This window comes from Enterobacter sp. 198 (assembly GCF_009025585.1).
GTDB classification, from domain to species: Bacteria; Pseudomonadota; Gammaproteobacteria; order Enterobacterales; family Enterobacteriaceae; genus Enterobacter; species Enterobacter ludwigii.
Genome location: NZ_WCIM01000002.1, coordinates 1 through 3,332 on the forward strand (window position 1 = coordinate 1; position 3,332 = coordinate 3,332).

A 3,332-nucleotide genomic window follows, 5' to 3' on the forward strand; every position below is an offset into this window, starting at 1 on the left:
CACACAGATTGTCTGATGAAAAACAGCAGTAAAAAACCTCTACAGGCTTGTAGCTCAGGTGGTTAGAGCGCACCCCTGATAAGGGTGAGGTCGGTGGTTCAAGTCCACTCAGGCCTACCAAATCTGTCATGCAGATTTGAAGAGGTTGGTCATACGATGGGGCTATAGCTCAGCTGGGAGAGCGCCTGCTTTGCACGCAGGAGGTCTGCGGTTCGATCCCGCATAGCTCCACCATCTTTTACTGCGAAAACAAGAAAACTTCAGAGTGAACCTGAAAAGGTGCACTGCGAAGTTTTGCTCTTTAAAAATCTGGATCAAGCTGAAAATTGAAACGACACACATGTTATGTGTGTTCGAGTCTCTCAAATTTTCGCAAACCGGTGATGAATCGAAAGAAACATCTTCGGGTTGTGAGGTTAAGCGACTAAGCGTACACGGTGGATGCCCTGGCAGTCAGAGGCGATGAAGGACGTGCTAATCTGCGAAAAGCGCCGGCGAGGTGATATGAACCTTTGACCCGGCGATGTCCGAATGGGGAAACCCAGTGTGTTCCGACACACTATCGTTAACTGAATACATAGGTTAACGAGGCGAACCGGGGGAACTGAAACATCTAAGTACCCCGAGGAAAAGAAATCAACCGAGATTCCCCCAGTAGCGGCGAGCGAACGGGGAGCAGCCCAGAGTCTGAATCAGCTTGTGTGTTAGTGGAAGCGTCTGGAAAGTCGCACGGTACAGGGTGACAGTCCCGTACACGAAAGCACACAGGCTGTGAACTCGAAGAGTAGGGCGGGACACGTGGTATCCTGTCTGAATATGGGGGGACCATCCTCCAAGGCTAAATACTCCTGACTGACCGATAGTGAACCAGTACCGTGAGGGAAAGGCGAAAAGAACCCCGGCGAGGGGAGTGAAAAAGAACCTGAAACCGTGTACGTACAAGCAGTGGGAGCCTCTTTTATGGGGTGACTGCGTACCTTTTGTATAATGGGTCAGCGACTTATATTCTGTAGCAAGGTTAACCGTATAGGGGAGCCGAAGGGAAACCGAGTCTTAACTGGGCGTTAAGTTGCAGGGTATAGACCCGAAACCCGGTGATCTAGCCATGGGCAGGTTGAAGGTTGGGTAACACTAACTGGAGGACCGAACCGACTAATGTTGAAAAATTAGCGGATGACTTGTGGCTGGGGGTGAAAGGCCAATCAAACCGGGAGATAGCTGGTTCTCCCCGAAAGCTATTTAGGTAGCGCCTCGTGAACTCATCTTCGGGGGTAGAGCACTGTTTCGGCTAGGGGGCCATCCCGGCTTACCAACCCGATGCAAACTACGAATACCGAAGAATGTTATCACGGGAGACACACGGCGGGTGCTAACGTCCGTCGTGAAGAGGGAAACAACCCAGACCGCCAGCTAAGGTCCCAAAGTCATGGTTAAGTGGGAAACGATGTGGGAAGGCACAGACAGCCAGGATGTTGGCTTAGAAGCAGCCATCATTTAAAGAAAGCGTAATAGCTCACTGGTCGAGTCGGCCTGCGCGGAAGATGTAACGGGGCTAAACCATGCACCGAAGCTGCGGCAGCGACACTATGTGTTGTTGGGTAGGGGAGCGTTCTGTAAGCCGTTGAAGGTGTCCTGTGAGGGGTGCTGGAGGTATCAGAAGTGCGAATGCTGACATAAGTAACGATAAAGCGGGTGAAAAGCCCGCTCGCCGGAAGACCAAGGGTTCCTGTCCAACGTTAATCGGGGCAGGGTGAGTCGACCCCTAAGGCGAGGCCGAAAGGCGTAGTCGATGGGAAACAGGTTAATATTCCTGTACTTGGTGTTACTGCGAAGGGGGGACGGAGAAGGCTATGTTAGCCGGGCGACGGTTGTCCCGGTTTAAGCATGTAGGCGGAGGTTCCAGGTAAATCCGGTTCCTTATTAACGCTGAGGTGTGATGACGAGGCACTACGGTGCTGAAGTAACAAATGCCCTGCTTCCAGGAAAAGCCTCTAAGCATCAGGTAACATCAAATCGTACCCCAAACCGACACAGGTGGTCAGGTAGAGAATACCAAGGCGCTTGAGAGAACTCGGGTGAAGGAACTAGGCAAAATGGTGCCGTAACTTCGGGAGAAGGCACGCTGATATGTAGGTGAAGCCCCTGCGGGTGGAGCTGAAATCAGTCGAAGATACCAGCTGGCTGCAACTGTTTATTAAAAACACAGCACTGTGCAAACACGAAAGTGGACGTATACGGTGTGACGCCTGCCCGGTGCCGGAAGGTTAATTGATGGGGTTAGCGGTAACGCGAAGCTCTTGATCGAAGCCCCGGTAAACGGCGGCCGTAACTATAACGGTCCTAAGGTAGCGAAATTCCTTGTCGGGTAAGTTCCGACCTGCACGAATGGCGTAATGATGGCCAGGCTGTCTCCACCCGAGACTCAGTGAAATTGAACTCGCTGTGAAGATGCAGTGTACCCGCGGCAAGACGGAAAGACCCCGTGAACCTTTACTATAGCTTGACACTGAACACTGGTCCTTGATGTGTAGGATAGGTGGGAGGCTTTGAAGCGTGGACGCCAGTCTGCGTGGAGCCAACCTTGAAATACCACCCTTTAATGGCTGGTGTTCTAACGTAGACCCGTAATCCGGGTTGCGGACAGTGTCTGGTGGGTAGTTTGACTGGGGCGGTCTCCTCCCAAAGAGTAACGGAGGAGCACGAAGGTTAGCTAATCCTGGTCGGACATCAGGAGGTTAGTGCAATGGCATAAGCTAGCTTGACTGCGAGAGTGACGGCTCGAGCAGGTGCGAAAGCAGGTCATAGTGATCCGGTGGTTCTGAATGGAAGGGCCATCGCTCAACGGATAAAAGGTACTCCGGGGATAACAGGCTGATACCGCCCAAGAGTTCATATCGACGGCGGTGTTTGGCACCTCGATGTCGGCTCATCACATCCTGGGGCTGAAGTAGGTCCCAAGGGTATGGCTGTTCGCCATTTAAAGTGGTACGCGAGCTGGGTTTAGAACGTCGTGAGACAGTTCGGTCCCTATCTGCCGTGGGCGCTGGAGAATTGAGGGGGGCTGCTCCTAGTACGAGAGGACCGGAGTGGACGCATCACTGGTGTTCGGGTTGTCATGCCAATGGCACTGCCCGGTAGCTAAATGCGGAAGAGATAAGTGCTGAAAGCATCTAAGCACGAAACTTGCCCCGAGATGAGTTCTCCCTGAGACTTTAAGTCTCCTGAAGGAACGTTGAAGACTACGACGTTGATAGGTCGGGTGTGTAAGCGCAGCGATGCGTTGAGCTAACCGATACTAATGAACCGTGAGGCTTAACCTTACAACGCCGAAG

At 52.4% G+C, this 3,332-nt stretch carries 2 tRNA genes and 1 rRNA gene; all 3 read left to right on the top strand.

What is annotated here, in order from left to right:
• Positions 1 to 43 precede the first annotated feature (43 nt).
• The 3 genes from F8561_RS00025 (at position 44) to F8561_RS00035 (ending at position 3,320) form a co-directional block, all read left to right on the top strand.
• A tRNA-Ile gene (locus tag F8561_RS00025) sits at positions 44 to 120 on the top strand.
• A 38-nt stretch (positions 121 to 158) separates the two neighbouring features.
• Positions 159 to 234 (top strand) — tRNA-Ala (locus F8561_RS00030).
• Positions 235 to 414: 180 nt separating this feature from the next.
• Positions 415 to 3,320 (top strand): 23S ribosomal RNA (locus F8561_RS00035).
• Positions 3,321 to 3,332: the final 12 nt, after the last annotated feature.